The sequence below is a fragment of the Streptomyces sp. NPDC005402 genome (assembly GCF_040606575.1).
Classification (GTDB): Bacteria; Actinomycetota; Actinomycetes; order Streptomycetales; family Streptomycetaceae; genus Streptomyces.
In genome coordinates this window covers 282803-308032 of the sequence record NZ_JBEXFB010000001.1, presented here as the reverse complement: position 1 = coordinate 308032, position 25230 = coordinate 282803, and the positions used below count along the sequence as shown (strand labels likewise).

Below are 25230 nucleotides of genomic sequence, written 5' to 3'. Positions count from 1 at the left end.
ACGGCATGCCCCTGGCCACCACCGGCGAGCTCGTCACCCGCGCCGCGACCACCCGCTCCGCCGTCGCCGCCTTCAACATCATCACCCTGGAACACGTCGAGGCCGTCATCGCCGGCGCCGAGTCCCTCGACGCGCCCGTCGTCCTCCAAGTCAGCGAGAACGCCGTCAAGTTCCGCTACGGCCGTCTCCTCCCGCTCGCCCGCGCCGCCGTCACCGCGGCCGAACGCGCCGCCGTACCCGTCGCGTTGCATCTCGACCACGTCCAGAGCGACGACCTGCTCCGCCAGGCGGCCGACGCCGGCTTCGGCTCCGTCATGTACGACGCGGCCCACCTGCCCTATGCCGAGAACCTCGCCGCCACCCGGGCCGCAGCCGACTGGGCGCACTCCCAAGGGCTGTGGATCGAGGCCGAGTTGGGGGAGGTGGGGGGGAAGCCGGGCCGGCCCGCGCTGGACGCCCACGCCCCCGGCGCGCGCACCGACCCGGACGAGGCCCGCGCCTTCGTCACCGACTCCGGTGTGGACGCCCTCGCCGTGGCCATCGGCAGCGCCCACGCGATGACCGAGCGCACCGCCACCCTCGACCACGACCTCCTCAAACGCCTCGCCACCACCCTGGACGTCCCGCTCGTCCTGCACGGCTCCTCCGGAGTGCGCGACGAGGAACTCACCGCGGCCGTCGCGGGCGGCATCGCCAAGGTCAACGTCGGCACCGCGCTGAACATCGCCATGACCGGCGCGATCCGGGAGTTCCTCGCGGCTCACCCCGAGGCGGTGGACTCGCGCACGTACCTGAGTGTCGGGCGGGACGCCATGGTCGAGGCGGCCCGGCGGATCATCCAGCTGCTCGGGCGGTGAGGGCGGGCTGGTAGAACCCGCTGGAGGCCGGTTCGTGCCGACGCACGTCGACGAAACCGGCCGCGGTCACGAACTCCGTCAGCTGCGCGCGAGTCAGCGCCCACGAGGTCGTACGGCGGACGCGGACGGCCCAGTCGTCCCCGTCGCCGGGCTGAAGCTGGAAGTGCTCCTGGTCGTAGTGCTCGCCGTCCTCGTGCCAGTGCCACAGCTGGAAGGTGATCACCCGGCCTTCGGAGGTCTCGGAGACCTGCGGAGGCGGGGCGCCGGGCCTGGTCCGGCGCATCTCGTCGTAGTCCCGCAGGGTGAGCAGCAGCAGGCCGTCGCTCCGCAGCACCCTCCGCATGCCCGCGAGCGCGGCCTTCACGTCCGGGGCCGTCAGCAGGTGCGCCAGCGAGTTGTCGGCGCAGACGACGACGTCGAAGACGGACGACGCGAACGGCAACCGCCGCATGTCCGCGGCAGCCGTGGGCAGTTGCGCGCCTCGGGCCGATGCCTCCGCGGTGGCGCGTGCGGCGGCGACGGGACTGAGATCGCTGCCGACGACCCGGTGCCCGGCCAGCGCCAGACCGATCGCCTGGGTGCCGATCCCGCACGCGCAGTCCAGGACCCGGTGGGGGCCAGGCCCCAGGAGGGGGCCCAGTACCGACGCCTGATACGCCATGCTCGCGTCCCAGTCCGCGAAGATCCGGTGGTAGTCCGGAGCCAGTAAGTCGTAGAAGTCGCGCGCCGAGGAATCAGTCACTCGTCCTTTTTACCGCTTTCAGCACCACGAACTTGGGGTTGCCGGCCACCAGTTGGCTGTTCCCGAACAGCTTCCGCAGCTTCACGTGGTATCCGAGATGCCGGTTCCCGACCACCCACAGCTCGCCACCGGCCCGCAGCGTCCTGCGCGCGTCGGTGAACATCCGCCAGGCCGTCGCGTCGGTCGTCGCCTGGTGGGAGTGGAAGGGCGGGTTGGTGAGGACGAAGTCGACGCTGTCCGCCGGTACCCCCGACAGACCGTCCCCCACCCGGAACTCCGCGTGCCCCGGCACCCCGTTCGCCTTGTACGTCCCCTCCGCCGAGGCCACGGCCTGGAAGGACTCGTCGACGAACAGCACCTCGGCCTCGGGGTTGGCCAGGGCCACCGCCGTCCCGACGACGCCGTTGCCGCAGCCCAGGTCCACGATCCGCTGGGAGCCGCGGCTGTCCGGGAGGTGCTGGAGGAAGAACCGGGTGCCGATGTCGAGCCGGTCCGCGCAGAAGACGCCCGCGTGGTTGACGACGGTCCGCCCGGAGGCGGCACCGATGCCGTCCGGGAGCGCGTAGCCGTACGGCCAGGGACTGTCGGGCCGTACGAGGGACGGCTCGGGCTCGCAGAAGACGAGCCGGGCCTTCTTCTCGGCCAGCGAGGTGCGGGTCGGCCCGAGGATCCGCTCGAACAGCTGGAGCGTGGAGGTGTGGATCTCCTTCACCATGCCGGTGCCGACCACGACCGTGCCCTCGTGCACCGAGGGCGCCAGCCGCAGCAGCTGGTCCTCCAGCAGGGCCAGGCTCTTGGGCACGCGCACCAGCAGGACGTCGACGCGTCCGGGCGGCGGGTCCTGCGTGGTGAGGAGCCGGACGGTGCCGGATGCGACGCCGGCGCGTTCGATGTTGGCCCGGGTCGCCTCCTGGCTGAGGAAGGAGTCGGTGATCTGCACCGGCCGGTGCGCCGCCAGCGCGGTGACCAGGGCGCCCCAGCGGTCCCCGACCACGACGACGGTGCCGGACAGCACCACCTCCTCGTCCGCGAGATGCCTCAGCAGATACTCGTCGGAGGCGTCCCAGGCGCGCAGCCGGTCACGCGGGTCCGCGGGGAAGCGGGTGAGGGCGAGCTCGCCCCAGGGGGTCGTCATTCGGTCGTCCATCGTGCGTCCAGGCTATCGGAGCCGCAGCTCAGGCCCGCTCGGGCAGGATGGAACCCATGGAAGCCGAGCTGTTTCCCAGAGCCCGTACGGAGGTCGCGCCGGGCGCGGTGCACGTCCCGGACTGGCTGGATCCGGGGCGGCAGCGCGAACTGCTGGAGGCCTGCCGACAGTGGGCGCGCCCTCCCGCCGGACTGCGCACGGTCCGCACCCCGGGCGGCGGCACGATGACCGCACGGCAGGTCTGCCTGGGCTGGCACTGGTACCCGTACGCCTACGCCCGCACGGTCGTCGACGGCGACGGGGCACCGGTGAAGCCCTTCCCGCACTGGCTGGGCGAGCTGGGCCGGCAAGCGGTGCGGGACGCACTGCGGACCGAGGTCTCCGGATACGACATCGCACTGATCAACTTCTATGACGGCGACGCCCGCATGGGCATGCACCGCGACGGCGACGAGGAGGCGGACGCCCCCGTGGTCTCCCTGAGCCTCGGCGACACCTGCGTCTTCCGCTTCGGCAACCCGGAGACCCGGACCAGGCCGTACACGGACGTCGAGCTGCGCAGCGGCGACCTGTTCGTGTTCGGCGGCCCGTCGAGACTCGCGTACCACGGGGTGCCCCGCGTGCATCCGGGCACCGCCCCGCCCGAGTTGGGGCTGACGGGGCGGCTGAACATCACGCTGCGGGTCAGCGGGCTCCAGGCCGAGGTGGCGTAGGGATCATGGGAGACTCGCCCTCATGAGCGGCAAGGCGGACCCCCGGCCGGCGGGGGAAGGGACCACCTCGAGGGCGCGGCAGGACCGGGGGCGCGGTGCGCTCGGGCCCGCGTTGGAGCTCGTGCACACCGGGCGAGCGCCCACCCGGGCCGTACTCACCGCCGAACTGGGGGTGACGCGGGCGACGGCCGGCGCGGTCGCCGCCGAGCTGGAGGCGCTCGGGCTGATCCGCGTGGACGCCCGGCCCACCGCGGCCACCGGTTCGCAGGGCAGGCCCTCGCACCGGCTCGCGGTCGCCGAGGACGGTCCTGTCGTGCTGGCCGCGCAGGTGCACGCCGACGGTTTCCGGGCCGCGCTGGTCGGTCTGGGCGGCCGTATCGTCGCCACCGCTCCCGGCTGCGAGACGGTCGACGCCGACCCCGCGAAGGTCCTCGGCTCCGTCGTGGAGGCGGGCGCCGACCTGCTGCGCGCGACCGGCAGGCGCTGCGTGGGCGCCGGACTCGCCGTGCCGTCCGCGGTCGCCGAACCCGACGGGCTCGCCCTCAACCCCCTGCACCTCGCGTGGCCCGCGGGCGCGCCCGTCCGCCGCATCTTCGACGAGTGCGTGCGCGCCGCCGGCATCACCGGCCCCGCCTTCGCGGGCAACGACGTCAACCTCGCCGCGCTCGCCGAGCACCGGCACGGCGCGGGCCGCGGCGCCCGGGACCTGCTGTGCGTGGCGACCGGACACCGGGGCGTGGGCGGGGCGCTGGTGCTCGACGGGCGGCTGCACACCGGGAGTTCGGGCCTGGCCCTGGAAGTCGGCCATCTCACCGTGAACCCCGAGGGCCGCCCCTGCTACTGCGGCAGCCGGGGCTGTCTGGACGTCGAGGCCGACCCGCTGGCCCTGCTCACGGCCGCCGGACTCGACCCCGGCCCCGAACAGTCCCTGCTCCGGCAGGCCGACGACCTCGTCCGCGACCACTACGACGACCCCGCCGTCCGCAGGGCGGCCGAGTCGCTGATCGACCGCCTGGGCCTGGGCCTGGCCGGTCTGGTCAACATCCTCAACCCGGACCGGATCATCCTCGGCGGCCTCCACCGCACCCTGCTGGACGCCGACCCGGGGCGCCTGCGCGCGGTCGTCGCCGACCGCAGCCTGTGGGGGCAGAGCGGCGGCGTCCCCATCCTGGCCTGCACCCTGGACCACAACAGCCTTGTCGGAGCAGCCGAGTTGGCGTGGCAGCCGGTGCTGGACGATCCGCTGGGTGCGCTGACCCGTGCCTGAACTGCTGGAGGCCGAGGGGCTGCGCCTGGTCGAGGTGGCGCCCCCGGTGGTCCCGGCCGACACGCGGACGGCCATGGACCGTGAGTGGGACGAGGCGGTCCTGGCCAATCCGGCCCTCTTCGACGGTCCGGTGGCGGTCTGCGCCGGACTGTCCCGGGAGGCCCCAGGCACCCTGCTCGTCTCCTGGTCCCGCGTCACCTACCGCTACTTCGCCCTGCGCCGCGTCCCGGGCGCCACCACCCTGCGGTCCCTGTTCGTGAGCGTGACGCAGCCGACGGGGGACGGACGCCTGCTCGTGGGCCGTATGTCCTCGTCCACCGCCGCGCCGGGCCGCTGGCAGTTCCCCGGCGGATCGGTGGAACCACCCACCGGTGAGGAGCCGCTCGACGAGCACGCACTGCGCCGCCACGCGGCTGTGGAGCTGGCCGAGGAGACGGGCCTCGACATTCCGGCCGCCGACCTCACCCGCTGCCTGGTCACCCACGGCGAGGACGGACAGGTCGGTGTCCACTACCTGGCGCCGCCGTTGCCCGCGCCCGTGCTGCGCGAGCGTTTCGAGGCACTCGTGGCCGCCGAGACGGCACGGGGACGCGCCCCCGAGTTCGAGCGGATCGCCCTCGTCGGCTCACCTGCCGAACTGCCGGACCTCGCCGGTCCGCACGTGGGGTACCTGGAACCCGTCGTCCGCTGGGTGAACCGCCGAGTAGGCTCGTGACATGCGGATCTCCGTCTCCTCGGACATGGACGAACCAGTCGCACGCGCCCTCCTCGACGAGCTGCGCGCGCGAGGCCACGAAGTCGTCGCGTACGGCGCCCTGAGCCCCGGCGCCGACCCGCAGTGGGCCGTCTGCTCCGAGACCGCGGCCCGTGAGGTGGCCGCCGGAACGGCCGACCAGGGCATCGTGTGCTGCTGGACCGGCACCGGCGCCTCCATCGCGGCGAACAAGATCCCCGGCGTACGGGCCGCCCTGTGCACGGACGCCTACACCGCGGACGGCGCCCGCCGCTGGAACGACGCCAACGTCCTCGCGCTCAGCCTCCGCCTCACCTCCGAGCCGCTCCTCAAGGAGATCCTCGACGCCTGGTTCACCGCCGAGGCGAGCCAGGACGCCGAGGACCGGGAGAACGTGGCCCGGGTGGGACGCCTGGACGCCGACCGGGCCTAGCGGCGCGCGTCCGGTCAGGCGCTGAGCGGACCCGCCACCTTCAGCTCCTCGTGGTCGATCAGCCGGCGCACCGACTCCAGTACGGCGGCCTCCGGTTCGTAACGCGGCGCGTAGCCGAGGAGGGACCTGGCCTTCTCGATGGAGAGGCACTGGCTGCGGTGCAGGTGCTCCCAGCTCGCCTCCGCGTGCTCCGGGGCCGTGGTCCGGCGGAACTGCTCCCAGGTCACCGGCTCCAGCGTCGCGGTCCGACCGAACCAGCCGGCCGCGATGCGGGCGTACCCGCGGACGTTCAGCGCGGTGGGCGCCACGATGTTGAAGTCCTCTCCCGCCGCCGCGTCCCGGTGCCCGATCGCCCGCTCGAAGGCCTGCGCCACGTCGTCCGCGTGCACATGGTGCATCAGCTCGACACCGCTGCCGGGGATCCGCAGCGGCTGTCCCGCCGAGAGGGTGTACCAGACAGCCGGGTCGAGGCTCCCCAGCGGGCCGATCGGGTGCCAGCCGGGGCCGACGATGTGCCCGGGGTGCAAGGACGTGGTCACCAGGCCCCCGGAAGCGGTCTCCTCCTTCAGCATCCGGGCGATCCGGTCCTTCTGGATGCCGTACTCCCCGACGGGCGGGGTGCCCGTGGTCTCGGAGATCGGCAGCTTGTCGGCGGGACCGTGGCGCCACACGCTGCCGCAGTGCAACAGGTGCCCGACCTCGCCGCGCAGCCGCTCGACCAGCGCGGTGGCCGAGTCCAGGGTGAAACAGACCAGGTCGACGACGACATCCGGGCCCAGCCCGGCCACCCGGTCACCGAAGGTCCCCTCCCTGTCCTCCTGTTCCCGGTCGGCGACGACCTGGCCAACCTGCTGCCATTCGGGAGCCTCGGTGTAGGCCGTGCGCGTGCCACGGCTGACGTTGATCACTTCGTGGCCGGCCCGCACCAGGCGGGGGACGAGGAAGGTGCCGATGTGGCCGCTTCCGCCGATGACGACGACTCGCATACGTTTCCCATCAGTGGTGTCAGGCGGGTCAGGGTGCCGGGTAGGAGTATCCGGCGGCACCACAGGACTCCACACTGCGGCCCCCGGTGGACATCTCGGTGGCGTGGGGCCGTTGTCAGTGGCGGGGACCAGCCTGCGGGCATGATCGACACGACCGAGGGCGACCGCGCCTTCCCGCCCGCCCTGGCCGCCGTGGCCCTCGTGGCGTTCGACTACGACGACGGCGAAGGCGTCGACTTCGAGCCGTACGACACCTTCGACTCCGCAGAGGAGACCACCGACTGGCTGCGCCACTGGACCGGCAACCACGAACTGGACGGCGACGCCTACCTGGTCTTCGGGCAGGACGGCACCGGTGGCCTCGCCGCCCTGTGGCGCGTGCGCCCGGGGCGGCCCCTCGTCGAGCAGCCCGTGGTGTTCCTGGGCTCGGAGGGCGAGCGCGGTGTGGTGGCGGCGCACCTGTCCGACTTCCTGTGGGTCCTGGCCGACGGCCTGGGGCCGATGGAGGTCGTGGAGCACGAGCGGTACGACGCCCGCCCGAACCCGGCGCTGACCGAACTCGCCGAGCGCCACGCGAGAACCCCGCGGCGCGCCACCCGCGACATCGTCGAAGCCGCCCGGTCCGAGTTCCCGACGTTCTCCGAGGACATCGACGCCCTGTGCCGGTGAGCGGCGTCAGGGGCCGCTCCACTGCACGGCCAGGGCTCGACCGGGGTTGTCGGTGAGGATGCGTCGCACCAGTTCCTCGCCGAGCTCGGCCGCGAGCCGCGGCCGCACCCGGCGCAGCAGATACGGCATCCCGGGGCCCCCGTCGACCGATCGCGCGGCCGCGGTCGTGGTGTCGCCGCCGAGGAGCAGACGGTCTCCATGCCCCGCCTCGGCGAGGGCCCGTACGGCGTCCGGCATGCGCCAGTCCGTGGCGTGGTGGGCGCGCGACGGCCCGTCGAAGGCGAGATAGCAGCCCGATGCCGCGGCCTGGCGATGCACGGTGACGTCGGGGGAGCGGTTGAGGTGGCCGAGGATCACGCGTTGCGGCGGCACCCCCAACTCCCCGCAGAGCAGGTCCAGTACGTCCAGCGCACCGGTCCCCAGCTCCAGGTGGACGGCGATCGACGCCCCCGTCGCACGATGGGCCTCGGCCGCCGCGGACATGGTCCAGCGGGCGTGCGCGTCCAGGGCGTGGAAACCGCCCGCCACCTTGATCAGCCCCGCGCGGACCCCCGAGGCCCCGATGCCCTCGGTCAGTTCGGCGACGAACACGTCGGCCAGCCTGCCGCGCAGCCCGGCGAGCGTGGCGTCGTCGTAGTGGACGGCCTGGTGCAGCCCGGTCGCGGCGACGATCCGCACTCCGGTCTCCCGCGACAGCGGTGGCAGATCGGCGGCCCGCCGCCCCAGCCCGTACGGCGTCCACTGCACCACAGCGGCACCGCCCTGCGCGGCGAACGCCACCAGCTCGGCCCGGGCCGCCGAGAGGCTCCGCAGTTCCTGCCCGGGCAGTCGGGGACTGCCGAAGAACAGATGGTCGTGCGCGTCGCACACCCCGAGTCCCTCGGCGGGGACGTCACCGGCCACCGTACGGACCGCGGCCGCCCTCACCACTGTCGTCTCCGCGGCAGCCGCCCCCGGCCCGGCGCCGACACATGCAGCACCTCGAACACCTCGCCGCCGGCCTTGGGCGACTCGTGCGTCCAGAGCGAGAAGTGGACGAGCTCCCAGCGCGCGGTGTCCACGGCAGCCGCCGCGCACACCGCGCCATCCTCCCGGGCCAGCCGCTCCGTCTCCGCCACGGCGTCCACCATCACCTCTGCCAACTCCAGGCCCTCGGCGACCGGTTGACGCCGCCGCACTGCCCAGCGGCCGGGAGAGCCGGCGGCGCCGCCCTCCTCGTACGACAGACCCGTCCACTGCCGCACCGACGGCCGCCCGAAGTCGTTGCTCAGCCCCTGGAAGGCGCCTCCCCACAGGAAGGTGTTCATGCCCTCCATGGTGTTCCAGAGGTAGAAAGGCGCGTACTGGTTGACCGGCGAACCGTTCACCCCGCGCTCGCGCATCAGGTACGCCTTGAAGCCGAGCCCCTTCCAGTCGTCGAGCAGATGCCCGATCCTGGCCACTCGCGCGCGGATGACGTCCGTGTCGTAGTCGGCGGGCAGCGTGAGTTCGTACTGCATGGCGTGCATCCGGTGCCTCCTCAGGCGGGGTGGTCCTCGGGGGCGACCTGCGCGCCCCAGTCGGCCGTCGTACCGTCCTCGGCGGCCTCGACGACCGCGAGATGGGTCATGAAGGTGCGCGGCCCGGCCCCGTGCCAGTGCCACTCGCCCGGCTCGATCCACACCGTGTCACCCGCGCGGATCGGCTCGACGGCACCGCCCCTGCGCTGCACCAGCCCCTCGCCCTCGGTGACGTACAGCACCTGACCGTGCGGATGGCGGTGCCATGCGGTGTGCGCGCCGGGGGCGAAGTGGACGTTGAACATCCGCAGCCGGGACGGGGCGGGTGGCGCGGCAACCTCGTCGAGCCACACCGTCCCGGTGAACTGCTCCACCGTTCCCTGGCGGGTCTCGGGGCGCTGTCGGGTGATCTGCACGTGGAGGAACTCCCTTACTCGGTCTGGGGCGTGAGCAGTGACAGCAGGCCCCGCACGCCCGTGTCGAACGCGGCGGGCGAGCCGGAGGCACGGGCGAGGACATAGCCGCCCTGGACCGTCGCGAGCACGGTCGCCGCGATCTCCTCGCCGTCCAGCGAGGCCGCGAACTGGCCCTGTTCCTTGCCCTCTTCGACGATCCCAGCGACGCGCTCACGGATCCAGTCGATCGTCTCGTCGACCGGCGCGCGCAGTTCGTCGCTGGCGACGACGTCCGGGTCCATCGTGAGCCGGCCGATCGGACACCCGCGCAGCACATCGCGCTCACGCCGCAGATACGCCTCGATGCGCTCGTACGGTGTGCCGGGGCCGCCGAGTGCTCTCTCCGCGGTGGCGCGCAACTCCTCGGCGGTCCTTCGGATCGCGGCCAGGGCAAGGTCGGGCTTGCCCTTGAAGTGGTGGTACATGCTGCCCTGTCCGGCGCCCGCGCGCTCCAGGATGGCCTTGGGGCTGGTCCCCACATAGCCGCGTTCCCACAGCAGCTCACGGGTGGACTCGATCAGTCGGTCCGAGGTGCTCATGACCCCACTGTACATACTAGTAGTTACAGAAGTCGAGGGTCATGAGGAGCAGCCGGAACAGAGCCGCGTACTCCCGGCGAGGTACACGCACTGCCGCTGGCCGTACGACGACTCGACCCCCTCCCCGGAGCCAGTCTCGAAGCAGCACCGAACGACACCTTCAGAAACTCCAGGGAGATGAACCGACATGCAGACTCTCGCGAACTGGGACGGCGGCCCGGGCCCGTGGATCCTGTTCTTCCCGCTGATCTGGGCGGCCGTCGTGCTCGGCGTCGTCACCGTCCTGCGCCGCACCGTCCTGCGCGGCCGCCGCGGACCGTGGCACACCATGGCAGACGCCGGCCCCTCCGGCGACTCGCCGATCGCCATGCTCGGCCGCCGCTTCGCCTCCGGAGAGATCGACGAGGACGAGTACTGGCGGCGGCTGTCCGTCCTGGACGAACAGTTCGGCCGTACGGCCGGCAAGGGCGGTGCGGCATGACCGTCACGACCGCCCCGCCTGTTCCGGCGCAGACGCTGCCCGCCGCCCGGGTGGTCGACGCCGTGAAGGTGTACGGCAGCGGCGACACCGGCGTGCGGGCCCTGGACGGGGTGAGCGTCGACTTCCCGGCCGGCCGCTTTACCGCGATCATGGGGCCCTCGGGTTCCGGCAAGTCCACCCTCATGCACTGCGCGGCCGGCCTCGACACGCTCACCGAGGGCGCCGCCTACATCGGCGACACCGACCTCGGCTCCCTGGACGACCGCCGCCTGACCCTTCTGCGCCGGGACCGCGTCGGATTCGTGTTCCAGGCGTTCAACCTGGTGCCGACGCTGACCGTCGAGGAGAACATCCGGTTGCCGCTGGACCTCGCGGGCGGCAAGGGCGACCCCGAGTGGATCGACGCGCTGATCGACGTCGTCGGCCTGCGCGACCGGCTCCGTCACCGGCCCGCCGAGCTCTCCGGCGGACAGCAGCAACGCGTCGCCGTGGCCCGGGCGTTCGCCGGCCGGCCCGACGTCGTCTTCGCCGACGAGCCCACCGGGAACCTGGACTCCCGCTCCGGCGGAGAGGTCCTCGGCCTCCTCGGCAGGACCGTGCGCCGGACGGCCCGCACGGTCGTCATGGTCACCCACGACCCGGTCGCCGCCGCCCACGCCGACGAGGTCGTCTTCCTCGCCGACGGACGCCTGGTGGACCGTATGGAAGCGCCGACCGCCGAGAGGGTCCTCGACCGTATGAAGGCCTTCGAGGCGCCGCCGCGGACAGAGGCGCCCACCCGGACGGAGGGGCCCTCGTGAACGCCTCCCTCCGCCTGAGCGTGTCCTCCTTGCGCGCACACAAGCGGCGCTTCGCCGGAACCTTCCTCGCCGTGTTCCTCGGTGTCGCCTTCCTCGCCGGGACACTCGTCATGGGCGACACGCTCCGCGCCAGTTTCGACACCATGTTCGGCAACGCGACCAGCGGCACCGACGCCGTGGTCCGCAGCGCCGAGGCCATCACCACGCCGGGGGAGAGCGAGGGGGTCCGCGAGCCGGTCGCCACCGACCTGGTCAGGACCGTCGAGCAGGTCCCCGGCGTCGCGGCCGCCGCCCCCGACATCCGGGGCGCCGGGCAGCTCGTCGGCGCCAACGGCAGGCCCATCGGCGGCCAGGGCCCTCCCACCCTCGCCGGCAACTGGATCGACGACCCGAAGCTCAACCCGTATCAACTCGCCGAGGGGCGCGCGCCGGCGAAGTCCGGCGAGGTCGTCGTCAACCGCGGCACCGCCGAGAAGGGTGGCCTGAAGATCGGCGACACGACGGTCCTGCGTACGCCCGACCCCGTCGAGGTGACCATCGTCGGCCTCGCGACCTTCGGCGGCGAGGACGGCATGGCCCAGGTGACCTTCACCGGCATGACCCGGGCCGACGCCGAGAAGTACCTCACGGCCGGGCCCGGCGAGGCGTCGACCATCCTGGTGCGGGCGGGCCCCGGTGTCAGCCAGCGGGAACTCGTCGAGCGGCTGACTCGCGTACTCCCCAAGGGCGTTGAGGCGATCACCGGCCAGGAGTCGACCGAGGAGAACACCGACATGATCTCCAGCCGGTTTCTGGCCGTCTTCACGACCTTCCTGCTGGTGTTCTCGGGCGTGGCCCTCCTGGTCGCCACCTTCTCCATCCACAACACCTTCGCGATCGTCGTCGCCCAATGCACCCGTGAGAACGCCCTGTTGCGGGCGCTCGGCGCCTCCCGCCGCCAGGTCACCGCGTCGACCCTGACCGAGGCGAGCGTCGTGGCCGTGACCGCCTCCGCCGCGGGCCTCGCGGGCGGCATCGGGATCGCCGCCGGCCTGCAGGTACTGTTCCCGGCGATCGGATTCCCCTTCCCCGAGGGGGACTTGGTCATCAGCGGGCTGTCGATGCTGCTCCCGCTCGCGGTCGGCGTCGTGGTCTGTCTGGGCTCCGCGCTGCTGCCCGCCGTCCGCGCCGGACGCACCGCACCTCTGGCCGCACTGCGCGAGACGGCCGTCGACCACTCGGGCGCCTCCGGCGTCCGTGCCGCCACCGGGGCCGGTCTGGCCGCGCTCGCCGTGGCCGTCACCCTCACCGGCGTGCTGGTGTCACCGTCCATCTGGCTCGCGGGAATTGGTGCCGTGATGGCCCTCGCCGCGTTCGTGGTCCTCGGCCCGGTCGCCTCCACGACGGCCGTACGCGTGCTCGGCGGCCCCCTCGGCCGGCTCCGCGGTGTCACCGGCTCGCTCGCCCGGCGCAACGCCCTGCGCAGCCCCCGGCGGACGGCCGCCACCGCGAGCGCACTGATGATCGGGGTGGCCGTGGTCTCGCTGTTCACGGTGTTCGGGGCGTCCCTGAAGGCCACCATGGACCAGACCGTGTCCCGGTCCTTCGCGGGCGATGTCGCCGTCAGCACCCCCTCGTTCGGGGCGGGCGGCAGCGGCCTCAGCCCCCGGCTCGCCGGAGCCGTCCAGCAACTGCCCGAGGTGGACACGGCCGTGGGCCTCGGCCGCGGCGTCGCCGAAGTCGACGGCCGGGGACGGGCGTTGACCGTCACCGACCCGCTCGCCCTGCAGCGCACCTTCGACCTCGGCACCGTGCGTGGCTCCCTGCGCGACCTCGGCACCGACGGCATCGCCATCACCGGAACGGAGGCGAAGAAGCAGGGCCTGGCGACCGGAGACAGGACCCGGCTCACCTTCACCGACGGCGAGAAGCACACCTTCACGGTCCGCGCGGTCTACGGACGGTCCGAGCTGGCGGGCGACTACGTCATCACCCGCGCGGCCTGGGCCCCGCATCGCACGCAGGACTCCGACACGCTGGTCGCGGTCTCCTTCAAGGACGGCGTGAGCACCGGCGCGGGCAAGTCGGCGGTGGAGAAGGTGGCGGCACGGTACGGCCACCCCGAGGTGCAGACCCGCGAGGAGTACGCGCAGTCCTCGGCCGGCGGCATCGACATGATGCTCACGCTGGTCTACGCGCTGCTCGCCCTCGCGGTCCTCATCGCGCTGCTGGGCATCGCCAACACGCTGACCCTGGCGATCCACGAGCGCACCCGCGAACTGGGCCTGCTGAGGGCCGTGGGCCAGACCCGTTCCCAGCTCCGCGCCATGGTCCGCTGGGAGTCGGTCCTGGTCGCCGCCTTCGGCACGGTCGGTGGGCTCGCCCTCGGTGCCTTCCTGGGCTGGGTCCTGGTCAAGGCCTCGGACGGCACGAGCGACAGCTCCTTCGCCTTCGCGATGCCACCCCTGCGACTCGCGGTGGTCGCCCTGGTGGGCCTCGCCGCGGGAGCCCTCGCGGGCCTGCGCCCGGCCCTGCGCGCCGCACGTCTCGATGTACTGCGGGCGATCGCCACCGAGTGAGAGATCGCCGGGTGAGACCGGTACGAGCCCACCGACGGTCACTGAGCGGGCGCGTCGGCTGCGGGAGAGCCGGCGGGGCGCGCCGGTGTCGGGACGACGAACGCGCGAAGGCCCGAGGGACCGAGCACGATCGTCGTCCCGACACCGGCCGAAAGCGTTCCGCAGACGAGGGAGCGGGAAGAGGAGCCGTCACCGCCCGGTCAGCCGGCAACGGCCGACCGGGCGGGAGCGTGTTCGGGCCTGCGCCCTTCGGCCCGCACCTCGGTGAACCTGAACGCGGTCTTGTCGAGGACGGTTCGCCGCTGCGGCCGCGCGGCGGATGGGGTCGGCAGGGTGAACCACACGACCTTCCCCGACTCGCCCTCCGGCCGTACGCCCCAGCTCTCGCTGACCGCGGCGACCATCGCGAGCCCCCGCCCGCACGTGGCGAGCGGCTCGGTGTCCTTGATGTCGGCCACGACCGGCAGACGCGGGTCGTGGTCGTGCACCGAGACCATGAGGCGGTCGAGCAGCAGCTCGATCTTCACGGTGCACGTCTTGTCGGGCTGGGCATGGCGGTGGACGTTGGTCAACAGCTCCGTCACACCGAGCACGGCCCGGTCTATGAGGGGATCCAGATGCCAGTAGCGCAATTGTGCGGAAAGGATTCTGCGGACCTGGCCGATCCGCGACGGCAGAGCTTGCAGCTCCACCGTGCAATGCCTGCTTGGGTGACTGATCACGGCTGCGACTCCCCGACGTGAGGTCCGGAAGAACACGGAGTTCGGATCGATCCAGCGGGTGCCTGCGTGAAACGGCCGCCTGCTGTCGTGCCCGGCGGGCTGGTGTGCAGCGTGATCGCCGGTAAACCCAGAGTGATGTGAGACCAGCGTGACGCAGGAGGTGCGGTACCGCAACTCGCGGTGAACTAGTCGCTACGCCCCGCAGCCCTGCGTACGGCCTCGATGAACCGGCGTGCCGCCGGCGGCCCCGGCTCGCCCGGAGCGGGGTCGTGCTCGCCCAGGGTCAGCAGATACCGGTTGCCGTTGAGGTCGGCGAGGGCTCGGTCGTCCGCGGCGAACCAGGGCTTGGAGGCGCGCACCGCCTGTACCGGCGCGCTGTCGATCTCGCTGCCGTAACTGGTGAGCAGTTCCAGTCTGCCGTCGTTGATGCGGACCTGACCGGCCCGGGTGAGCGAGCGCAACCTCTTCCCGATCCGCACGCCCGTAGCCGTGAACTCCGGCTCCGCCATGCCGTCCCGCCCCCTTGTGCGCGTCGGTGTGCCGGCCCCCGCTCCCGCGTGGGCCGAGAGCCGGCTTCTGTCGTGATCCAGTGTGCGCGCCCCCGTCCGAGACGTCCGTCCCGCCCGGTGCAGTCTGCCCGCCACGGGCGTCCAGCACCAGTACGCATGACAGTTCACCGGGGGCGCCCGGAGCACTCGCCCGAATGCGCCCCGCCGCCGCGCGCCGCCCTGACCCCAGGGTGTCTTTGAGGCTCTCAAAGGTGTGTTTATGCAGGTGAGAAGCGTGCGGAAGGTGTCTATGATCGAGATATCGGCCGCGCGACGCGCCGTCGGCGCGAAGTGTTAGGAGCCCCGCCGTGAGCACCCCTCAGCAGACCCGGACCGGCGACACCCTCGATGTCGACCGCAGCGACACCGCCTATCGCGGCTGGCTGAAAGAGGCCGTCCGCAAGGTCCAGGCCGATGCCAACCGCTCGGCCGACACGCACCTCCTGCGCTTCCCGCTCCCGGAGAAGTGGGGCATCGACCTGTACCTCAAGGACGAGTCGACCCATCCCACCGGCAGCCTCAAGCACCGGCTCGCCCGCTCGTTGTTCCTCTACGGCCTGTGCAATGGCTGGATCCGACCGGGCCGCCCGGTGATCGAGGCGTCCAGCGGCTCCACCGCCGTGTCCGAGGCGTACTTCGCGAAGCTGATCGGCGTGCCCTTCATCGCGGTCATGCCGCGCACGACGAGCGCCGAGAAGATTCGCCTCATCGAGTTCCACGGCGGCCGGTGCCACTTCGTGGACGACCCGCGCACCATGTACGAGGAGTCCGCCCGCCTCGCGGTGGAGACGGGCGGCCACTACATGGACCAGTTCACCTACGCGGAACGGGCCACGGACTGGCGCGGCAACAACAACATCGCCGAATCCATCTTCCGGCAACTGGAGTTGGAGCGTTTCCCGGAGCCCGCGTGGATCGTCGCCACGGCCGGCACCGGCGGCACCTCGGCGACCATCGCCCGGTACGTGCACTACATGCAGCACGACACCCGCATCTGTGTGGCCGATCCGGAGAACTCCTGTTTCTTCGAGGGCTGGAGTACCGGCGATCCGGACGTCACGTGCGACTGCGGCTCGCGCATCGAGGGCATCGGGCGGCCGCGCATGGAGCCGAGCTTCGTCCCCGGGGCGATCGACCGCATGATGAAGGTCCCGGACGCGGCCAGTGTCGCCGCCGTGCGCGCTCTGGAACGGGCCATCGGCCGCCGGGCGGGCGGCTCGACCGGGACCGGACTGTGGAGCGCGCTGAAGATCATCGCCGAGATGGTGGCCGAGGGGCGCCGGGGGAGTGTCGTCACCCTGCTCTGTGACCCTGGCGACCGGTACCTGGACAAGTACTACTCGGACGCGTGGCTGGCCGAGCAGGGCCTGGACATCGAGCCGTACACGACGGCGATCGCCGCACTGCTGGAGACGGGCATCTGGCCCGGCCAGGTCGCTCCCGGCAGCCCCTAGCCGAAGAGGGTCCGCTTCGGGCGGACCGGCCGCAACTCCTCCGGCCGTTGCACCGGACGACAGACCGAGGTGCCGGCAGTTCCGACGACCTTGCCGTCCGCCACCGGCATGGAACAGACACCCACCGCGGCGCGTGCGCCCGGCCCCGATCACGACCTCCCGCTCCCGCTCGGACGGGATCCACCGGCGCAGCACCCAGGCCGGGAGCCGGTCCGCGGGGCAGGCCGCGGGACGAAGGGCCGCTTGCCGACGGTCCGTCTGACGGCTCGGTCAGGTTTCCTGTGCCGGGTCACGGCGGGCAGGTCGGGGGACGAAAGGGGCCCTTGCCGACGCTCCGCTCGACGGCCCCCGCCAGGCCCCGAGTGCCGCCGATCCGTTCCCCGCCAGGCCCCGCGCGCCGCCGATCCGCTCGACGGCCCCGGCTAGGCCCCGGCTAGGCCCCGGCTAGGACCCCTGCGCCGCGAGCCGCCGGTCCAGCGTCCGGACCGCGTCCCGGAAGGCGCGCCCCAGTCCCGCGCGTCCGAGCCTCGCGACCACGCGGAACGCCGCCGTGCCGTCCACGGCGAACGTCCAGCGCACATGGGTGCCCGCCCCGGCGGGAGTGAGCCGCCACTCCTCGGCGATGGCACGGGCGCCGGGAGCGTTGGCCACGTCGACGCGGTAGGCGTACATCTCGGGACTCTTGGCCGCGAGGATCGTCTCCTGGAAGCGCCCGCCGCCCTTGAGGTGGATCTCCCGGGTCGAGCCGTCACCGGTCGAGCGGGCCAGCGTCACCGCGGAGAACCATTCCTCCCAGCCCGGTACGTCCTCGGCGAGCGCCCGGTGGACCGCCTCAGGCGAAGCCGACATCTGCTGCACGAACACCAGCCGTACGGGCGCGGTCGCGATGAAGTCGAGCCCCACCTCGCGCAGTTGGTGAGCCATGGGCAACCCCCCAGGTGTGAACGGGAAGGGTCACCCTAGCTGGCGCTCAGTCAGATGTCTGTACCGTCAACGGACTCGCCCGCCACGACCAGCCGCCGCAGATGCTCCGAGACCTCCGCGCGCGCCGACGCCGGCAACCCCGCGTCCGTCACCAGCGTGTCGACCTGCTCCAGCGAGGCGAACGAACTCAGGCCCACCGTGCCCCACTTGGTGTGGTCGGCGACCACCACGACCCGCCGGGCCGACTGCACGAGACGCCGGTTGGTCTCGGCCTCCGCGAGGTTCGGCGTCGACAGGCCGGCCTCGACCGATATGCCGTGCACCCCGAGGAAGAGCACGTCGAAGTGGAGCGCTCCGATCGCCTGGTCGGCCACCGGCCCCACCAGCGAGTCGGACGGGGTGCGCACACCGCCGGTCAGCACGACGGTCGCCGCACCCTGACGGGGGCCCGTGGAGCGCTGCGCCGCGTGGAACACGTCGGCCACCCGCACCGAGTTGGTGACGACGGTCAGATCCGGCACGTCGAGCAGATGGTGTGCCAGCGCGTACGTCGTCGTACCGCCCGACAGCGCGATCGCGGTGCCCGGGGCGACCAGCGCCGCCGCCGACCGCGCGATGTCCTCCTTGGCGGTGAGCTCCAGACCCGACTTCGCCTCGAAACCCGGCTCGTGGGTGCTCGCCTCGACCACCGGGACCGCGCCGCCGTGCACCTTCTCCAGCACACCCTGACGGGCCAGCGCGTCCAGATCGCGCCGCACGGTCATGTCCGACACGCCGAGCTTGCGGGTCAGCTCGTTGACGCGCACCCCGCCTCGGCGCCGGACCTCGTCCAGGATCAGGGCACGCCGCTGCTCCGCGAGGAGGTTCTGATTCTCACTCACGTACGCTCCGGTCCTTTCGCCTGGGGCCGTCCGACCCGCCCTGCGCACCCTCTCCCACAAGCACATTTTGCCCGTCCCTGGTGCGCGGGACGTCCCATACTCGCACGGCCCCCCACCGGGAGCGCCACCGACCGCCCCGTCGCGCGCATGCCACAGGGGTGACTGTCGTGCCCGGGGTGGTCACCCGGATCGGGGAGATTCGGTGACAAGTGGTGTGCGCGACGCGCCGAGCGGAGATCCTTGTGCCCGCACGGACAGATGCCGACGGCGCGTCACGGGGGAAGTGCGAAACAGTGGAACGTGTCCCGATCATGGGGACGGACGGCTCCGCCGCCCGGCCCGAAGAACCCGGCACCGCCCTGGAACTCCTGGTCCACGGAGTGGGCGGCACCACGCCGGAGAAGATGCTCGACGATCCGCGCACGGTGCGGATCACCGGTGACGACATCGCGGCCGTCTTCCGGCGCGCCGAGGACGTCGACGCCGAGAAGAGACCGCGCGACGGCCGTACCGGCCCGGTGCCCGAGGCGTACGTCTGGTGCAACCTCACCTCCGGCAACGGCACCCGCGCCCTGTGGCTGCTGTTACTGCCGTTCATGGTGGTCAACCTCGCCCACTGGATGCGCCCCACGGCCCGCGGCCGCAGACGGACCGTGCGCCTCTACGGCCTCCTGGTACGACTCGCCGGTCTGACGCTGACCGTTCTGCTGGTCGCGGCCGCCTGTGAGGTCGCCCTGGACCTCGCGGCCTGGCAGTGCGCGGGCACCCGCGCGTGCGCCGAGTCGCACTCCTGGCTGGGCTTCCTGTCGCCCGACGTGTCGGACGCCGGCTGGTGGAGCAGGCCCGGACGCCGCCTCGCCCTCGCCGCCCTGGTCCCGGCCGCGCTCACCGGCCTGCTCTGGTACCTGTCCCACCGCACCTGGAGCGCCTACGAGTCCCAGCAGCCCATGTCCCGCGAAGGCGAGCCGGAGGAGGACAACGGCCGCACCGCGCTCGGCCGGCCCGGGTTCTGGTACGGCCGCCGCCTGGTCGCCCGCCTGCGGGCCGCGCACACCGCCGCGGGCCTGCTCACGATCGCCGCGGCGGTCGGCTCGACGGCGGCCCGCTTCGACCGGGAACCGGGCGGCCCGGCACTCCTCGACACCCTCGGCCGGCTCCTGCAGGCCGGTCTTGTCGCCGCCGGCGTAGCCGTCGTCTGGGTGGTGTGCCGCCGCGGCCGCAGCGAGAAGTACCTCGACCGGCAGCTCGACGAGCATCTCGTACGGCGCCTGCCGCTCGCCGCGCTCGCCCTGCTCGCCCTCGCCGCGGTGTACGCCGGGTGGGAGCGGCCGGGGTGGCAGTCGTACGGCCGGCTGTCGGGGGACGCCACCTTCGGCGGCATCGCCTTCGTGCAGGGCCTGCTGGTCGTCGCCCTGGCCGTCGTCGCCCACCTGCTGTACCGCACCCATCCCGACCCGCGCGCGGCGATGCGTGGCCTGGCCGGACCCGCCGTGGCGACGCTGGCCTGCGCCCTGGGCGGCGTGATGTCCGGCGGCGTCTCGCAGCGCGTGGCGGACTGGCTGGACGGCACCGGCGCCACGATCCTCGGCCCGCCCGTCCTGCTGACCTGGCAGGCGTCCGTGATCCCGCTGGTCCTTCTCGTGCTGCTGGGGCACTGCGCCTGGCTCGGCCGGCGCACCTGGCGCTCGGGCCGGGCCCAACTGGGCGCGGTCGAGAGCGAATACCCCGCGGAGCCCAAGGACGCGGCACGCACCCGCCGCATCGCCCGCACCCGCGCGATGGCGGCACTGACGGACCGGGGACCCCGCCTGCTCGGAGTGACGTCGGCCAGCACCCTGCTGCTCGGCGCCGGAGCCCTCGTCGGCGCCCTGACATCCCGCGAGACACCGGCAAAGGCCACCGAGGGGACGTACGCCTTCGTCCAGAGCGCCGCCGAGACCGCGCAGGCGCTGGGCTCCTGGCTGATCGGCCTCGGTTTCATCCTGTTCGTCACGTGGGGCCGCCGCGCCTACAAGGACCCCTCGGCGCGCCGGACCATCGGCATCCTCTGGGACGTGGGCACCTTCTGGCCGCGCGCCGCCCACCCCTTCGCGCCGCCCTGCTACGCCGAGCGCGCGGTACCGGACCTGACCTGGCGGATCGCGACCTGGATCCGGGCCACCCGCGGCCGACTGGTCATCTCCGGCCACTCCCAGGGCAGCGTGCTCGCGGCCGCCGCGGCCTGGCAGCTGGAACCGTCGGTCCGGGGGCGGGTCGCCCTGCTGACCTACGGCTCCCCGCTGGAGCGCCTCTACGGCCGCTGGTTCCCGGCCCACTTCGGCCCGGGCGCGCTCACCGCCCTGCACCACGACGTGGACTGCTGGCGCAACCTCTACCGGCTGACCGACCCCATCGGCGGCCCGGTCCTGCTGCCCGGCGACTGCGGCCCCGAGGTGGACCGGGAGCCCCTGAAGGACCCGCTCACCTACGGCCGCACCGATCTGCATCCACTGCCCACGCAGATCCTCGGCCACTCCGACTACCAGGCCGACCCGGTGTTCGCCGAGGAGCGGGCGAGACTGCTGGGCCGGCTCCAGCCGGACGTGCCTGGCCCGCGCTCTCAGGACGACTCGGGCAGGTCCTCGGCGTAGAGCAGGGTCAGATCGTCCGTGGTCGGGTCGTCCACCTGGGCGACCCGGCTCGCGTGCCGCTCCACCATCGCCTCGAAGGTCTGGCGCGCGGTACGGCCGTTGCCGAAGGCGGGGCCCTTGGGCAGCACCGTGAAGTACTTCAGCAGAGCCTGCGCGGCGCCCGGCGCCAGCCGGTACTCGTGCTCCTCGGCCTGCTGCTCCACGATGCTGAGGAGTTCCTGGGGGTCGTAGTCGCTGAAGGTGATGGTCCGTGAGAAGCGGGACGCCACACCCGGGTTGACCGACAGGAACCGCTCCATCTCGGCGGTGTAGCCCGCGACGATCACCACGACCGCGTCCCGGTGGTCCTCCATCAGCTTCACCAGCGTGTCGATGGCCTCCTTGCCGAAGTCCCGGCCCGAGTCCTCCGGCGACAGTGCGTACGCCTCGTCGATGAACAGCACTCCGCCGCGCGCCTTGTCGAAGGCCTCCTGGGTGCGGATCGCGGTGGAACCGATGTGCTCGCCGACCAGGTCGACCCGGGACACCTCGACGAGGTGCCCCTTCTCCAGGACACCGAGAGAGGCGAGGATCTCGCCGTAGAGCCGGGCGACCGTCGTCTTGCCGGTGCCGGGGGAGCCGGTGAAGACCAGGTGGCGCTTGACGGAGGCCGCCTTGAGGCCCGCCTCCCGGCGTCGCCGGCCCACCTCGATCATGTCGGTGAGCGCCCGCACCTCACGCTTGACGCTGTCCAGGCCCACCAGGGCGTCCAGTTCACCGAGGACGTCCTTCGAGGTGCGCAACGGCTTGTCCGGCTCGGCGGGGGCGACCGACGGCTCCTGCTCGGTGACGCGCTGCCCGGGAATCGTCCCCAGCGGACCGGGGGAGCCGGACTCCGTCTGCACGGCCGGCTCCCGGGCCGCGGGCGGGGTCAGACCACCGCTCTCGTCGCTCGTGCAGTCCTCGACGACGGGGCCCGCTCCGGCGGCCGCGTCCGGGGCGTCCGCGAACTCGTAACCCCCGCGCGCGCAGCGCTCGGTCCGGCACTTCCTGAGCGTCGAACGGCTTCCGTCTATGACGTGGAAGCCGTACCCGCCGCTGCCCGTCACCCGGCAGTTCAGGAAGCTGCCGCGGCCGCCCGCAGACACATAGAAGCCCGCCTCCGCGGGGGAGTCGACCGTGCAGCGCTCGATCGTCGGGTCGGCGCCCTTGGTGACGATCACGCCGGTCTGGGTGCCGTCCACGGTGCAGTTGTTGAGGGTGCCGCCGCTGCCGTGGTCACGGAACCAGGCGCCGGTCGCCGCGTCCCGGATCCGGCAGTCGTCGAGCTGCGCGGTGGCGCCGTCGCTCACCGACACGGCGGTGTTGCGGACCTGGGAGATGTCGCTGTCGACGACGTCCGCGCGGGAGCCGCGGTCCAGGACGAACAGGGCGTCCGGCACGTCGTGCACCCGGCAGGAGTCCAGTACGGCGGTGGCGCCGTCGCTGACCCAGACGGCCGGGTAGTCGCCCGTGCTGTCGAAGATCTCGCACTGGTTGGCGTCCACGCGCGTGCCCGGATCCCACACCGACAGGCCGTTGCGCCCGAACTGACGGACCGTGGTGCGGGTCAGGGTGAGCACCGAGCGGGAGCGCAGGTCGACCGCGTTCTCCGGGATGTCGTGGATGCGGCAGTCGGCCAGGGTCAGCACCGCGTCGGTGTCGAGGGTGACGCCGTCGCCGGTGGTGCGGTGCACATCGCAGTCGGTGAGGTGCGCGGTGGCCCGGCCGGTGACCTGGACTCCGCTGCCGCGGACCTCGTAGACCTCGCAACCCACCGCCTCCAGCGCGGAGTTCTCGCCGGTCGCCGCCAGGCCCGCGCCCGAGGTGTGGTGGATCCGGCAGCGCTCCAGACGAGGGTGCGCACCGCCGCGCACCGCGATGCCCGACTGGCCGGCCGCCACGATCTCGCACTCCTCGAACACCCCGCCCGCGCCGTCCAGTACGGCGATGCCGATACCGGCCGGGTTGTCGACGGTGCAGCGCCGCACGGTCGGGCGTGCGCCGCCGCGCACCTCTATGCCGGCGGCGGACCGGGTGACGACCCGGATATCGGCGAGCTCAGGTGTGCCCTCCTCGACGAGCAGGGCGGGCGCGGCCGCGTCCTGGCCCTCCACGTGCAGGTCCTGCACCACGGCCGAGGCCCGCACGGTCAACGGCACCCCGTCCAAGGGCGCGATCCGCACGGAACCGGGCGATCCCTCGGGGCCGCGCAGGGTCACCGCCCGCTGCACGACGAGGTTCTCCCGGTAGGTGCCGGGCGCGACCGTGAGGACGTCGCCGTCCGCCGCGGCCTCCAGGGCGGCGGCGAGCGACGCGTACTCACCCGTGCGGCGCCGCCACCGCGATGTACCGGTGTGCGTCACCTGGACCGTGCCCTGTGCCATGGTTTTGCTGTGCCCCCACCTCGTCGTACGCGGGTTCGTGCTGCCGAGGAACCTCGGCCGGTCCACCGTAGCGTGCGCGCGGGTGGTGGGTTGACCAGAGCCGTGAGGCCGTCAGCTGCCGGCGCCGGTCCGGCCCCAGTCCGGGCCCGCGCGGTCCCAGGCCCGGTCCCAACGGGCGTACCTGCGACGGACCATGCGCCAGACGGCGAGCCGTCTGCCGCCCTCGATCAGGCCCGCGGTCAGCAGGGCCGCGCCCATGCCCGCCAGGACGGCATGGGTGGTGGCGGTGGCGGAGTCCAGCGGCCGGGCCGCTGTGCGGCCGTGGAGGTCGGTCCACATGCCGAAGTGGTCGCCGCGGTGCGGGTTCTGGAGGCCGGCCATCACCGTGCCCCGGTGGGTCGTGCCGTCGGGCGCGGTCCAGCCGGCCGTCACCCGGGTGCGCAGATCCCGCCCCGAGGCGGCCTCCGGGTCGGCGTCCAGCGGCGAGCGGTCCAGTGTGCGGATCACGGTCGCCGTCACCAGCCGACGGGATTCGTGCTGCTCACGGACCGCCCCCTGCAACGTGTCCTGGGCCGCATGCCCGGTGACCGAGCCGATCACCGGTCCGACGACCAGGATCAACAGCAGGGCCAGGAGGCCGACCCAGGCCTCGGCCAGGTCGGTCCCACGGCACAGCGGGTTGCGCCGCCAACGCCAGAGTCCGCTGATCGCTCGCACCGTCCGCACCCCCTTCCCGCTCCGTGATAACCCCGGACGGAGTCGTTCACGCGCGGGACCGGCCGAAGAGAGAGCGAAATCACCTGCGGCCGGGTCCTCTCATGAACTCCTCATGAAAGCCCCAACGCGCAAGCACCGGGGCGGGGTTCCCGTCGGAAGGGTTCGGGTGGATCTTTGGCGGAACTCTGTCCGTCGCGACCGCGTCGGCCCTCTGCTCGCTGCCTATTCGAGAATCGTGACCGGGTCACAGACCCGGATCGTGCCACGGGAGCGGGGCACCAGATTCTGTCCGAAGACGAGCTTGCCGCCGAAGCGGCGGTGTCGGCCCAGGCTGTGCAGGGGCTCCTTGCCGCGGACGGCCCGGTCCTGGTCGGTCGTGGTCACCACGCACCGCCCGCACATCTTGGCCACCCGGAAGGTGACCTCCCCGATGGCGACGAGCGACCAGTCGTCCTCGGCCCAGGCGTCGCTGCCGCCCACGACCACGTTCGGCCGGAAACGGTTCATGGGCAAAGGGCCCTCGGCCGCGTGCGGGCCTTCGGAGACCAGGGAGTTGAGGGCGTCGAGGGAGGCCGCGGCGGTGAGCAGCAGCGGGTATCCGTCGGCGAAGGTGACGGTCTCGCCCGGCAGCGCGTACTCGGGTTCGACCGGGCGGCGGGTGGCGGGGTCGTCCATGTGCACCAGGCGAGTTCGAGCGCCGAGGTACTCGCTGCACCACGCGTGCGCGGCCGCGTCGGCGGCGGGCACCCCCTCGACCTTGTCCCCGAAGAGGTCCAGCGTGACGGTCTCGCCCGGCTCCGGGACCGGCACCGTCAGCGGATCCATGCCGGGCCCCGACAGAACGACGCCGCCGCCGGGCATCAGCTCGGCGGCGGCCAGCGCGAGGCGCGGCTGCTGTCGTTGGGTGACGACCTTTCCCCCGTCGTCGACCAGCGCCCAGCGCCGGTCTCCGGCCAGCCCCCAGGGCTCCACCTCGGCCTCCCGGAGTGCCAGACTCCGGAACGCCTTGACCGGATGGATGTGAATCGACAGCAACTGCGCATTCCCCATGAGGCCATCGTGCCAGGTGG

General features: G+C 72.7%; 25 protein-coding genes. 11 read left to right on the top strand and 14 right to left on the bottom strand.

Going from position 1 to position 25230, the window contains the following annotated elements; all coding sequences use genetic code 11:
- Positions 1-5: 5 nt before the first annotated feature.
- Positions 6-857, top strand: coding sequence for a class II fructose-bisphosphate aldolase (locus ABZT02_RS01465; RefSeq protein WP_356013037.1), 852 nt, complete (start codon positions 6-8; stop codon positions 855-857).
- Here the strand turns inward: ABZT02_RS01465 and ABZT02_RS01460 are convergent.
- On the bottom strand, positions 835-1599 hold the full coding sequence (locus ABZT02_RS01460; RefSeq protein WP_356013034.1) for a class I SAM-dependent methyltransferase: 765 nt from the start codon (positions 1597-1599) through the stop codon (positions 835-837). The two genes, ABZT02_RS01465 and ABZT02_RS01460, sit on opposite strands and share 23 nt — an antisense overlap.
- Positions 1592-2734: a methyltransferase gene (locus ABZT02_RS01455; protein WP_356013032.1), complete on the bottom strand. Its 1143-nt coding sequence runs from the start codon at positions 2732-2734 to the stop codon at positions 1592-1594. The genes ABZT02_RS01460 and ABZT02_RS01455 overlap by 8 nt, the downstream gene beginning before the upstream one ends.
- A gap of 68 nt (positions 2735-2802) precedes the next feature.
- Between ABZT02_RS01455 and ABZT02_RS01450 the strand changes: the two genes are divergently transcribed.
- The 4 genes from ABZT02_RS01450 to ABZT02_RS01435 are packed head-to-tail and all read left to right on the top strand — an operon-like array spanning position 2803 to position 5892.
- Positions 2803-3459, top strand: coding sequence for an alpha-ketoglutarate-dependent dioxygenase AlkB (locus ABZT02_RS01450; protein ID WP_356013030.1), 657 nt, complete (start codon positions 2803-2805; stop codon positions 3457-3459).
- A 22-nt stretch (positions 3460-3481) separates the two neighbouring features.
- On the top strand, positions 3482-4726 hold the full coding sequence (locus tag ABZT02_RS01445) for an ROK family protein (protein ID WP_356013028.1): 1245 nt from the start codon (positions 3482-3484) through the stop codon (positions 4724-4726).
- Positions 4719-5441: an NUDIX hydrolase gene (locus ABZT02_RS01440; protein WP_356013025.1), complete on the top strand. Its 723-nt coding sequence runs from the start codon at positions 4719-4721 to the stop codon at positions 5439-5441. The genes ABZT02_RS01445 and ABZT02_RS01440 overlap by 8 nt, the downstream gene beginning before the upstream one ends.
- A 1-nt stretch (position 5442) precedes the next feature.
- Positions 5443-5892: an RpiB/LacA/LacB family sugar-phosphate isomerase gene (locus ABZT02_RS01435; protein ID WP_356013023.1), complete on the top strand. Its 450-nt coding sequence runs from the start codon at positions 5443-5445 to the stop codon at positions 5890-5892.
- A 14-nt stretch (positions 5893-5906) separates the two neighbouring features.
- Here ABZT02_RS01435 and ABZT02_RS01430 read toward each other — a convergent pair whose 3' ends face one another.
- Positions 5907-6878 carry an NAD(P)-dependent oxidoreductase gene (locus tag ABZT02_RS01430; RefSeq protein ID WP_356013021.1) on the bottom strand — a complete coding sequence of 324 codons (972 nt, stop codon included), beginning with the start codon at positions 6876-6878 and terminating at the stop codon, positions 5907-5909.
- A gap of 141 nt (positions 6879-7019) precedes the next feature.
- Between ABZT02_RS01430 and ABZT02_RS01425 the strand changes: the two genes are divergently transcribed.
- Positions 7020-7547 (top strand): SMI1/KNR4 family protein, encoded by a 528-nt coding sequence (locus ABZT02_RS01425; protein WP_356013019.1) that lies wholly within the window; start codon positions 7020-7022, stop codon positions 7545-7547.
- Positions 7548-7553: 6 nt separating this feature from the next.
- On the opposite strand, the gene ABZT02_RS01420 is transcribed toward ABZT02_RS01425, so the two are convergent.
- From ABZT02_RS01420 to ABZT02_RS01405, 4 genes are read right to left on the bottom strand one after another with little or no spacing between them, the layout of a single operon-like run.
- Complete coding sequence (locus ABZT02_RS01420) at positions 7554-8477, bottom strand: phosphotriesterase (RefSeq protein WP_356013018.1); 924 nt, start codon at positions 8475-8477, stop codon at positions 7554-7556.
- A complete protein-coding gene (locus ABZT02_RS01415) occupies positions 8471-9055 on the bottom strand; it encodes a DUF4865 family protein (protein ID WP_356013016.1) in 585 nt (194 codons plus the stop codon). Before ABZT02_RS01415 ends, ABZT02_RS01420 begins: the two co-directional genes overlap by 7 nt.
- Before the next feature lie 11 nt (positions 9056-9066).
- Positions 9067-9462: a cupin domain-containing protein gene (locus ABZT02_RS01410; protein ID WP_356013014.1), complete on the bottom strand. Its 396-nt coding sequence runs from the start codon at positions 9460-9462 to the stop codon at positions 9067-9069.
- Between the two features lie 14 nt (positions 9463-9476).
- Positions 9477-10055, bottom strand: coding sequence for a TetR/AcrR family transcriptional regulator (locus tag ABZT02_RS01405; protein WP_356013012.1), 579 nt, complete (start codon positions 10053-10055; stop codon positions 9477-9479).
- Positions 10056-10227: 172 nt separating this feature from the next.
- Here ABZT02_RS01405 and ABZT02_RS01400 point away from each other — a divergent pair, with 172 nt between their 5' ends.
- The 3 genes from ABZT02_RS01400 to ABZT02_RS01390 are packed head-to-tail and all read left to right on the top strand — an operon-like array spanning position 10228 to position 13879.
- The gene (locus ABZT02_RS01400; protein WP_356013010.1) at positions 10228-10521 is read left to right on the top strand and encodes an SHOCT domain-containing protein; all 294 of its coding nucleotides are present in this window, start codon (positions 10228-10230) and stop codon (positions 10519-10521) included.
- On the top strand, positions 10518-11321 hold the full coding sequence (locus ABZT02_RS01395) for an ABC transporter ATP-binding protein (RefSeq protein WP_356013008.1): 804 nt from the start codon (positions 10518-10520) through the stop codon (positions 11319-11321). Before ABZT02_RS01400 ends, ABZT02_RS01395 begins: the two co-directional genes overlap by 4 nt.
- The gene (locus tag ABZT02_RS01390) at positions 11318-13879 is read left to right on the top strand and encodes an FtsX-like permease family protein (RefSeq protein ID WP_356013006.1); all 2562 of its coding nucleotides are present in this window, start codon (positions 11318-11320) and stop codon (positions 13877-13879) included. The genes ABZT02_RS01395 and ABZT02_RS01390 overlap by 4 nt, the downstream gene beginning before the upstream one ends.
- Before the next feature lie 200 nt (positions 13880-14079).
- Here the strand turns inward: ABZT02_RS01390 and ABZT02_RS01385 are convergent, their stop codons facing one another.
- Positions 14080-14601, bottom strand: a complete 522-nt coding sequence (locus tag ABZT02_RS01385; protein ID WP_356013004.1) for an ATP-binding protein — start codon at positions 14599-14601, stop codon at positions 14080-14082.
- A gap of 185 nt (positions 14602-14786) precedes the next feature.
- Complete coding sequence (locus ABZT02_RS01380) at positions 14787-15110, bottom strand: hypothetical protein (RefSeq protein WP_356013002.1); 324 nt, start codon at positions 15108-15110, stop codon at positions 14787-14789.
- A gap of 347 nt (positions 15111-15457) precedes the next feature.
- Between ABZT02_RS01380 and ABZT02_RS01375 the strand changes: the two genes are divergently transcribed.
- Complete coding sequence (locus ABZT02_RS01375; RefSeq protein WP_356013001.1) at positions 15458-16603, top strand: PLP-dependent cysteine synthase family protein; 1146 nt, start codon at positions 15458-15460, stop codon at positions 16601-16603.
- A gap of 444 nt (positions 16604-17047) precedes the next feature.
- Here ABZT02_RS01375 and ABZT02_RS01370 read toward each other — a convergent pair whose 3' ends face one another.
- Positions 17048-17527, bottom strand: a complete 480-nt coding sequence (locus ABZT02_RS01370) for an SRPBCC family protein (RefSeq protein WP_356013000.1) — start codon at positions 17525-17527, stop codon at positions 17048-17050.
- A 50-nt stretch (positions 17528-17577) separates the two neighbouring features.
- On the bottom strand, positions 17578-18408 hold the full coding sequence (locus ABZT02_RS01365) for a DeoR/GlpR family DNA-binding transcription regulator (protein ID WP_356012999.1): 831 nt from the start codon (positions 18406-18408) through the stop codon (positions 17578-17580).
- Positions 18409-18719: 311 nt separating this feature from the next.
- Here ABZT02_RS01365 and ABZT02_RS01360 point away from each other — a divergent pair, with 311 nt between their 5' ends.
- Complete coding sequence (locus tag ABZT02_RS01360; protein ID WP_356013665.1) at positions 18720-21038, top strand: hypothetical protein; 2319 nt, start codon at positions 18720-18722, stop codon at positions 21036-21038.
- Here ABZT02_RS01360 and ABZT02_RS01355 read toward each other — a convergent pair.
- The 3 genes from ABZT02_RS01355 to ABZT02_RS01345 form a co-directional block, all read right to left on the bottom strand.
- A complete protein-coding gene (locus tag ABZT02_RS01355; RefSeq protein ID WP_356012998.1) occupies positions 21008-23443 on the bottom strand; it encodes a right-handed parallel beta-helix repeat-containing protein in 2436 nt (811 codons plus the stop codon). The two genes, ABZT02_RS01360 and ABZT02_RS01355, sit on opposite strands and share 31 nt — an antisense overlap.
- A 111-nt stretch (positions 23444-23554) precedes the next feature.
- Complete coding sequence (locus ABZT02_RS01350; RefSeq protein WP_356012996.1) at positions 23555-24160, bottom strand: hypothetical protein; 606 nt, start codon at positions 24158-24160, stop codon at positions 23555-23557.
- A 222-nt stretch (positions 24161-24382) separates the two neighbouring features.
- Positions 24383-25210 (bottom strand): MOSC N-terminal beta barrel domain-containing protein, encoded by an 828-nt coding sequence (locus ABZT02_RS01345; protein ID WP_356012994.1) that lies wholly within the window; start codon positions 25208-25210, stop codon positions 24383-24385.
- Between the last annotated feature and the right edge of the window lie 20 nt (positions 25211-25230).

What these genes read in the sequence shown, in the direction of transcription:
- ABZT02_RS01425 (WP_356013019.1), top strand. Translation starts at nt 7,020, where the DNA reads ATGATCGACACGACCGAGGGCGACCGCGCCTTCCCGCCCGCCCTGGCC.
- ABZT02_RS01400 (WP_356013010.1), top strand. Translation starts at nt 10,228, where the DNA reads ATGCAGACTCTCGCGAACTGGGACGGCGGCCCGGGCCCGTGGATCCTG.
- ABZT02_RS01380 (WP_356013002.1), bottom strand. Translation starts at nt 15,110, where the DNA reads ATGGCGGAGCCGGAGTTCACGGCTACGGGCGTGCGGATCGGGAAGAGG.
- ABZT02_RS01465 (WP_356013037.1), top strand. Translation starts at nt 6, where the DNA reads ATGCCCCTGGCCACCACCGGCGAGCTCGTCACCCGCGCCGCGACCACC.
- ABZT02_RS01435 (WP_356013023.1), top strand. Translation starts at nt 5,443, where the DNA reads ATGCGGATCTCCGTCTCCTCGGACATGGACGAACCAGTCGCACGCGCC.
- ABZT02_RS01405 (WP_356013012.1), bottom strand. Translation starts at nt 10,055, where the DNA reads ATGTACAGTGGGGTCATGAGCACCTCGGACCGACTGATCGAGTCCACC.
- ABZT02_RS01445 (WP_356013028.1), top strand. Translation starts at nt 3,482, where the DNA reads ATGAGCGGCAAGGCGGACCCCCGGCCGGCGGGGGAAGGGACCACCTCG.
- ABZT02_RS01415 (WP_356013016.1), bottom strand. Translation starts at nt 9,055, where the DNA reads ATGCACGCCATGCAGTACGAACTCACGCTGCCCGCCGACTACGACACG.
- ABZT02_RS01450 (WP_356013030.1), top strand. Translation starts at nt 2,803, where the DNA reads ATGGAAGCCGAGCTGTTTCCCAGAGCCCGTACGGAGGTCGCGCCGGGC.
- ABZT02_RS01345 (WP_356012994.1), bottom strand. Translation starts at nt 25,210, where the DNA reads ATGGGGAATGCGCAGTTGCTGTCGATTCACATCCATCCGGTCAAGGCG.
- ABZT02_RS01355 (WP_356012998.1), bottom strand. Translation starts at nt 23,443, where the DNA reads ATGGCACAGGGCACGGTCCAGGTGACGCACACCGGTACATCGCGGTGG.
- ABZT02_RS01395 (WP_356013008.1), top strand. Translation starts at nt 10,518, where the DNA reads ATGACCGTCACGACCGCCCCGCCTGTTCCGGCGCAGACGCTGCCCGCC.
- ABZT02_RS01360 (WP_356013665.1), top strand. Translation starts at nt 18,720, where the DNA reads ATGGGGACGGACGGCTCCGCCGCCCGGCCCGAAGAACCCGGCACCGCC.
- ABZT02_RS01370 (WP_356013000.1), bottom strand. Translation starts at nt 17,527, where the DNA reads ATGGCTCACCAACTGCGCGAGGTGGGGCTCGACTTCATCGCGACCGCG.
- ABZT02_RS01430 (WP_356013021.1), bottom strand. Translation starts at nt 6,878, where the DNA reads ATGCGAGTCGTCGTCATCGGCGGAAGCGGCCACATCGGCACCTTCCTC.
- ABZT02_RS01455 (WP_356013032.1), bottom strand. Translation starts at nt 2,734, where the DNA reads ATGACGACCCCCTGGGGCGAGCTCGCCCTCACCCGCTTCCCCGCGGAC.